We start from the raw sequence: 7,097 nt of genomic DNA, 5'->3' as shown, positions 1-7,097 counted from the left end.
TTCCAGAGTGGTGTAGGCAAGGTTCTCCGCCGTGTTCCTTACGATGGCGCGCGCCGTCGATGGACCGCCGGTGAAGGCGACGCGCGAAACCAGCGGATGGCTGGTCAGGCGCCGGCCGCACTCCTGGCCAAAGCCGGTGAGGATGTTGACGACGCCTGAGGGGAAGCCGGCCTGCTGGACCAGTTCGGCAAAGGCGAGCAGCGGCGCCGGGCCGTCCTCGGAAGCCTTAAGCACGATGGTGCAGCCGGCGGCGAGCGCCGGGCCGAGCTTGACGGCCGAGAGGAAGAGCTGTGAGTTCCACGGCACCACCGCGGCAACGACGCCAATCGGCTCGCGACGGATGGTGACGTCGAGATCGGGCTTGTCGATCGGCACATGCGCGCCTTCGTGCTTGTCGGCCAGTCCGCCATAATAGCGGTAGTAGTCGCCGACATAGGCGATCTGGGCGCGGGTCTCGCGGATGATCTTGCCGGTGTCTCGTGTCTCGAGCTCGGCAAGGCGCCCGGCATTGGCGGCGACGAGGTCGCCGAGCTTGACCAGCAGCTTGCCACGCGCCGTCGCCGTCATCCTTCGCCATAGGTCTGAGCGCAGTGCGCGGTGCGCCGCCTCGACGGCACGGTCGACATCGGCTTCGCTCGCCGCCGGCATCTTCGCCCAGGCCGCCCCGGTCGACGGGTCGACGCTGTCGAAAGTGGCGGACGGTTCGTCGAAGCGGCCGTCGATGAAGTTCCTGAAGAGGGCGTCGGTCATGGGCTCGCGATCAGAGGAAGGCCGGCATCACCCGGTCGATGAACAGTTGCAGCGATTTCATCTTGCGCTTGTGCGAAAGGCCGCTGTCGATCCAGATCGAATACTGGTCGTAGCCGAGCGCCTCATAGTCCTTCAGCCGGGCGATGACCTCATCGGCCTCGCCAATCACCAGGTTCTGCCTGATCTTGTCGGGCGCGTATTGTGGCATGGCCGCGATCTCGTCCGGCGTCAGCAGCTCTAAAACGCCTTGATGCACCGGCTTCTTGTTCTGGAACCAGGCGCCGAACTGGCAATAGAAAGTCGACAGGTCCTGCGTGAGGCGATCGGCGTCGGCCGCGTCTTCGGCGACGAAGGTGTGCATCAAAAGCATGATTTCCGGCCGTTCGATCTCGGGATGCGCGGCGCATGCGGCGTTGAAGCGCTGCATCAGGCTCGTCACCTCCTCGTCGCCGGAAGCCAGCGGCGTCACCTGGACCTTGCAGCCATTGGCGACAGCGAAATCGTGCGAATTCGGGTCGCGGGCCGCCACCCAGATCGGCGGGTAGGGTTTCTGCAGCGGCTTGGGCGAGGAGGTGGTCGGCGGGAATTGCCAGAACTCGCCGGAGAGTTCGAAGTCGCCGTCCCAGAGGCCGCGGATCGCCGGTATGATCTCGCGCATGCGCTGGCCGGCGCCCCAGGCGTCGAGCCCCGGGAAGATACGCTGATATTCATAGCTGTAGGCGCCGCGCGCAATGCCGATGTCGAGCCGGCCGCCACTGATGACGTCGGCCATCGCGGCTTCGCCGGCAAGCTTGATCGGATGCCAGAAGGGCGCGATCACGGTTCCAGTGCCAAGGCGGATGTGGCTGGTTTTGGCCGCGAGATAGGCGATGTTGATGAAGGGATTGGGCGAGATGGTGAATTCCATGCCGTGATGCTCGCCGATCCAGGCGGTCTCGAACCCTGCCTGTTCGGCCATCAGGACCAGCTCCTCGAGCTCGGTCACAAGCTCGGAATGCGGCTTGGCCAAGTCCGACCGTTCCATGTGCACGAAGAGCGAGAATTTCATCGCTGGTCACCTGTGGTGGGTGCTGTGGAACCGGCGGTCCTGGCGAGCGGCCGGACCTCGCCTTCGACATCGTTGCCGACATAGACGCCGAATGCATCCACTGAGCATTCCTTGACATAGCGTGCGAGCATCGAGCGGATCGCCGGATCGGCGATCTTCAACTCCTCGATCGCGTGGATCTCGACCAGCCTGATGCCGCGATCGCTGGAAGCGGGCACGTCGAACGTGCCGCGATAGTAGACATGTGTGCGCGAAACATCTCTGGCATCGTCCCAGACGGCGAAAAGGAAGCCCAGCTTGGCCTCGATGGCCCTCGCGGCAAGCACCCCTCGCAGGCTTTTCCCATCGCCAGCCGCACCCAGACCTCGACCGCGCGGCAGTTCAAAACCATCCGCCGTCTCCAGGAACAGGATTCGGCCGCCATTCTCGAGGATGGCGCCGACATCGGTGCCGGGCTGGGTGGCTGCCAGCGCGTCCTGGCTGAGGCCGGGCGCGACATACGCGCCGCGGCAATAGCCGAGCGGCTGCGCGGAATTGTGCTCGAAATCGCGGACGCGGCCAATGAGGATTGAATGATCACCGGCATTGACCAGCCGCTCCATGTCGCAGTCGAAGGATGCGACGGAGCCGTCCAGCACGGGGCTGCCCGTTCGTCCCGGTCTCCAGGCAACGGCGGCGAACTTGTCGGCCGCTTTCGAGGCGAATATGCCGGACGCTGCCTTCTGATCCTCGTTGAGGACGTTGATGGCGAAGCTTTTCGATGTCGCAAAGACAGGATGGCCAACCGCCTTATGAGCGATGCAGACCAGCACCAAAGGTGGATCGAGCGACACCGAGGTGAAGGAGTTGGCGGTGAAGCCGCGCGGCTCGCCTTCGGGCCCGATGGTGGTGACGATGGTGACGCCGGTGAGGAAGGAACCCAGCGCACGGCGGAACTCGCTGCCGTCGAACCCGGTGTTCGCCGCGGCAGCGCTGTCTTGCTCGATCGCTTCGCCTTCTTTGAGGAAGTCGACGATATGGCGCGTCGTCAGGCCGGGATCCGCCACCGCCATCATATGCCGCTCGCCTGAGAGCACTGTGCAGCGGCCATGCGGCGCCAGCCGCGCCATCGCGGCCGACATTGCCGGCGAAGAATTCCTGTCCTCGGAACCGGTCATGAACAGGGCCGGTACGGCTAGCCTCGGCAGGCGGTCAGCGTGGTCGCTGTCGGCACGAGCGAACAGGCGATAGGTGCGAGCATAACCTTCCGGGTCGACGGCACCCAGTACGGCGGCCGTCTTCCGTGCAGCCGCCTCGAGCTCGACCGGCACCGGATCTCCGAACCAACGGGCAATGGTCTGTGCCGTGCCGGTCACCCCACTCTTGCCGGTAAGCGCCACCGCGCGCTGGCGAACAGCTTCGGCCAGTTCAGGTGGCCGCCGGAACACGGCATTCAGCGAGACGATGCGGCGGACGCGCTCGGCTGCGCGTAGCGCGAGTTCCTGGGCAACGAGCGCGCCCATCGAGTGGCCGATGACGGATACTTTGTCGAGGCCGAGATGGTCGAGCAGGCGAATGGCCTGATCAGCATAGTCGGCGAGTTCTGGGTTCTGCGGCGGCAGCGGCGACTGACCGTGGCCGAGCATGTCGATGGCGATGACGTCGAAGCTATCGGACATCCGCTCGATCTGCGGCTGCCAGATCGCGGCGTTCATACCAACGCCATGAATAAAAAGCACCGGTGCGCCCGCGCCGACACGGATGAAGCCGGTGCCGTCGGGCGCCGCACCCCGTCGAGCCCATGCCGATGCGGAAGCGTCAGCCATGCACGTCCCCAAGCTCTTTGAGGTCCTGGTAGCGGTCGCCGATTCGATGATGCGGGCGGCCGCCGATCGAGGCGCCGAGCGCCACAACCAGCTCGTCGGGCGCCGGTGCATCGCCGATCTGGAAATGCACGGTGAGGTAATGCGAGCGCCGCCCTTCGTCATTTTTGTCCATCAGCGGAATGATGATCGGGGTGTTGGGCCCGCCGCGCAGATTGGTGAAGGCAAGGTAGGTCTTGGCGCTTACGGCACGCCGATAGTGGTTGCCGAAGTGCAGCGTATGGATCAACGCCGACGCATGCTCGATCTCGCCCGACGTACCGCAGATGGCGGCCTTGCCATAGCCCTCGATAGCCTCGCCGGAACCGGCGGCGGCAACGATCTCATGGGTCAGGATCTCTCCCAGCACCGGCGCACAGGCTCGGATTTGGGGCGACAGATCGTCGGTGAAGCCGCGACCGGCCCAGGGATTGGTCAGCACCGCTGCGACGCCGATAAGGCGCAGCGGCCGGGGGGCGGCCTTGCCGCCTTCGATCAGCGTGTTCTCGGTATAGGTAACGATCTTACGAATGGCGGGCTGCATGGAATTCCTTGGGTAGGTGGTGCCTCGGGACATCCAATCCCGCTATCATCTTATGGTATACCATGCTATGGAGCGCCAAGTACCTTGTCAACCGGGCATCGAATCTGTTTTCGTAGCGGCGCAGGAGGCATGCATGCCAGACGACACGCTTCGCATCGACCGCAGCTCCAAGACCTTGAGGACGCTGGCGCTGGAGCGCATGCGCGAAGCGATCATGGATTTCCATTTCCAGCCTGGCGAAAGGCTTGTCGAACGGCCGCTTTGCGACCAGCTCGGCGTCAGCCGTTCCGTCGTGCGTGAGGTACTGCGGCAGCTGGAGGCAGAGGGGCTCGTGCAGATGATCCCTGGGCATGGGCCGGCCGTCGCCAGGCCGGACCTCGGCCGTACCGACGAGATCTACGAGCTTCGGGCTCTGCTTGAAGGCATCGCGGCCCGAGCCTGTGCCCTGTCGGCCACCGGCGAGCAGTTGGCAACGCTCGAAGGGGCGCTGGCGGATTTGTTCGATGCGTGGGCGTCGGCGACGCCGCCTGCGGTGATGCGGGCGACGACCAAATTCTACGAGGCACTGTTCGAGGCCGCCGACAAGCGTGTCGCCTGGGAAATCGTCTCCGGGCTGAATGTCCGCATCAACCAGCTTCGTTCGATGACAATCGTCTCGACCAACCGCCGCGAAGCGGCGATCGCCGAGATGAACGAGATAATGGATGCGATCCGCGCACACAAGCCGGAAGCGGCGGAAGCAGCAGCGCGGCGGCATGTCGAGTCCGCCTGGAAGATCGCCCGGAACACACTACGCGTCGATTGTCCTTAGTCTCACCACCAAATTCCAACAGAGCCGATCGCCCACGAATCGGGCTGCGTGCGGAAGCTTTACCTCACCTTAAGAATGCCGCAGCAACACCCTGCTCTATCCAGAGGGTGCCTCTGGGGCTCGTCGCGTGGAGCGAGCGGTTTTCTTCGCTACTTCGATTCTCAGGAAGCTAATCACGCGGCCTCTCTTGTGTCATCGTAGCTGACAGCAGCCTTCTCGAAAGCCAGATCACTCCGTCGAGCCCAGTTCCTCTCAGCATCGAGCAGCTCATTCTCCCCACTCAAGCCGTTCATGAACAGCCTGAGTACGTGCGCAGCCGTGCGCTCTCCCGCCCGCGAAGCAACAGGTACGCCGCGCTCTTTGCAGACCGTCTCACAAACACGGGCAAGCATCACAATGTCGCTCGGTTCTAAAAATCGACCTGGATACAACATACCGTCCTCTGTTGGAAAGCTACGTGAGCCTTTGATTACGCCAGGTCACCGGCAGCAACAATCAACTATGATAGCCTCCACCTCGACTGGGTCAGAAAATTTGAGTGGCCCTTCAGACGGTCGGGCATTGCGCACTCCGGATCGGAAGGTGCACGTCGATTTGCCGCGCGCGGAACTTACCAGACTCAAAGGACTGACCCTGGCGCCGCGGCATGCCCGTCGAGGTGTTCTTCTCGACCAGCAGCCGGCTGCGGCCTCGCCGCGTTCTTAACCTGATCTACGAATCGAGCAGCCGTTGCCGCCACATGCGCGCGGCAACCGTGCTTGCTCGGCCCACAGGTGATGCTGCCGTTGACGCAGACGCGGACGAGCAGCCCGACCTCATGTGCTCGACACAGGATTTGCTAAGCGCGGGGGGCCTTTTACCCGGGGCATGTCCAAAATAGAAGTCCTCTCCGACTCAGGTCGTCCTTGACATTTTGTTCCCTTTTTGTTCACTATGGCCATATATTCGGAGTCATTGCGAATGGACACATCATGACACTCTGCCTCGCCAAAGGAGCGACTTGATGCTGCTCACTGCATCACCCGTATGCAGCGCAAGGAGGAACCGCGATGGGAACGATGTACCCGGAGGCCGATGCCAAAGCCGAACTGCACTATGAAGCCGTGAAGCTTATCGCTCGCTACGATAGCCCGCTTGAGACCGTGAAGGCGTTAATGACCTACAACTGCGAACTAGAGACTCAGATACTCGCCATAGCCCACAGGCATCCGGGGATAGTCTCCATTGGCTATGATGATACGGGCCCTGTCGTGGGATGACTGGCGTGAACGTCGCAAACTGATCCAGCCCCGCCGCCCTACGGCGACGATAGTGGGATGAATGGAACGAGACATCTGAGGAAGCTTGTGCTGACACACTCGCGGCGCTCCGCACGGCAGGGCCAGGCCGGAGGGCGAAGTTGCCCAATACTGATCGGGTGCGACTTGGTATGACGATCCCTCGCGCGACCCGTCGGCTGGTTGAATTGTCCTCGGCGTGAGAGGAGAGCTTTTTAGCCATGCATGACCTTATCGCTTTCATTCAAAGCAACTCTTCGCTGGTGGCGGCTAACCCGCTGGCCTTTGCTACGTCTGCCGCGTTGTTCGGCGGCGGCGGATTTGCCGTGGGGCGCTATTTTCTTGCGGAGCGCATTGCCAATCTGGAAAGCCGGATTGCGCGGCGCGACGAGGAGATCACGGACCTGAAGGCCAAGCAGAAAGCACCGGAGCCGGAAGGCCCTGTGCCTCTATTCGAGATGACGGAGATTCTTCCCCCTGCGCCGCTCAACTTCAACCGGCTGTTGGTCCAGCGGAAAGACACCCTCCAGGTCAAATAGTTTACTCTCCCAACACAAAGCACCAGGCTGATCGTGGTCACGGCCTTCGACGGTCATGAGACCGGCGACCTGCAAACCGGCATGGCAGCCGACTGGGCAGAGCGATACGCACTGCGAGGAGACTGGCGGCAAGCATGCTGGCGTCATTGCGTGGTCGCGCGAGGGTAACCCTTCGGTGGGTGAGTATGGCGAGCCGACAACTCTGTTTGTAGGTGGCGACGTGCCGGACATGGAATAGCGTTCGCTTGGCCTGGGAGACCAAACAGGCATGACGACATGGGTTCATC

At 62.8% G+C, this 7,097-nt stretch carries 7 protein-coding genes; 3 read left to right on the top strand and 4 right to left on the bottom strand.

The features are described from left to right. The 4 genes from EN939_RS14765 to EN939_RS14750 all read right to left on the bottom strand — a co-directional run. A partial coding sequence (locus tag EN939_RS14765; RefSeq protein WP_127268592.1) for an aldehyde dehydrogenase family protein occupies positions 1-750 on the bottom strand: 750 nt, incomplete at its 3' end. A gap of 10 nt (positions 751-760) precedes the next feature. Next, a complete protein-coding gene (locus EN939_RS14760) occupies positions 761-1,798 on the bottom strand; it encodes an LLM class flavin-dependent oxidoreductase (protein WP_127268591.1) in 1,038 nt (345 codons plus the stop codon). After that, positions 1,795-3,603 carry an alpha/beta fold hydrolase gene (locus EN939_RS39720; protein WP_127268590.1) on the bottom strand — a complete coding sequence of 603 codons (1,809 nt, stop codon included), beginning with the start codon at positions 3,601-3,603 and terminating at the stop codon, positions 1,795-1,797. Before EN939_RS39720 ends, EN939_RS14760 begins: the two co-directional genes overlap by 4 nt. Further along, positions 3,596-4,183 (bottom strand): amino acid synthesis family protein, encoded by a 588-nt coding sequence (locus tag EN939_RS14750; protein ID WP_127268589.1) that lies wholly within the window; start codon positions 4,181-4,183, stop codon positions 3,596-3,598. The genes EN939_RS39720 and EN939_RS14750 overlap by 8 nt, the downstream gene beginning before the upstream one ends. Before the next feature lie 133 nt (positions 4,184-4,316). Between EN939_RS14750 and EN939_RS14745 the strand changes: the two genes are divergently transcribed. The 3 genes from EN939_RS14745 (at position 4,317) to EN939_RS14730 (ending at position 6,810) form a co-directional block, all read left to right on the top strand. Next, on the top strand, positions 4,317-4,994 hold the full coding sequence (locus EN939_RS14745) for a GntR family transcriptional regulator (RefSeq protein WP_127268588.1): 678 nt from the start codon (positions 4,317-4,319) through the stop codon (positions 4,992-4,994). A gap of 1,049 nt (positions 4,995-6,043) precedes the next feature. Next, complete coding sequence (locus EN939_RS14735; RefSeq protein ID WP_127268586.1) at positions 6,044-6,253, top strand: hypothetical protein; 210 nt, start codon at positions 6,044-6,046, stop codon at positions 6,251-6,253. Positions 6,254-6,492: 239 nt separating this feature from the next. Next, entirely contained in the window at positions 6,493-6,810 is a 318-nt protein-coding gene (locus tag EN939_RS14730; RefSeq protein WP_164748840.1) for a hypothetical protein, read from the top strand. Positions 6,811-7,097 lie beyond the last annotated feature (287 nt).

The sequence above is a fragment of the Mesorhizobium sp. M7A.F.Ca.CA.002.05.1.1 genome, assembly GCF_003998335.1.
Classification (GTDB): Bacteria; Pseudomonadota; Alphaproteobacteria; order Rhizobiales; family Rhizobiaceae; genus Mesorhizobium.
This window is presented reverse-complemented; position numbering and strand designations above follow the sequence as displayed.

What these genes read in the sequence shown, in the direction of transcription:
- EN939_RS14760 (WP_127268591.1), bottom strand. Translation starts at nt 1,798, where the DNA reads ATGAAATTCTCGCTCTTCGTGCACATGGAACGGTCGGACTTGGCCAAG.
- EN939_RS39720 (WP_127268590.1), bottom strand. Translation starts at nt 3,603, where the DNA reads ATGGCTGACGCTTCCGCATCGGCATGGGCTCGACGGGGTGCGGCGCCC.
- EN939_RS14750 (WP_127268589.1), bottom strand. Translation starts at nt 4,183, where the DNA reads ATGCAGCCCGCCATTCGTAAGATCGTTACCTATACCGAGAACACGCTG.
- EN939_RS14745 (WP_127268588.1), top strand. Translation starts at nt 4,317, where the DNA reads ATGCCAGACGACACGCTTCGCATCGACCGCAGCTCCAAGACCTTGAGG.
- EN939_RS14735 (WP_127268586.1), top strand. Translation starts at nt 6,044, where the DNA reads ATGGGAACGATGTACCCGGAGGCCGATGCCAAAGCCGAACTGCACTAT.
- EN939_RS14730 (WP_164748840.1), top strand. Translation starts at nt 6,493, where the DNA reads ATGCATGACCTTATCGCTTTCATTCAAAGCAACTCTTCGCTGGTGGCG.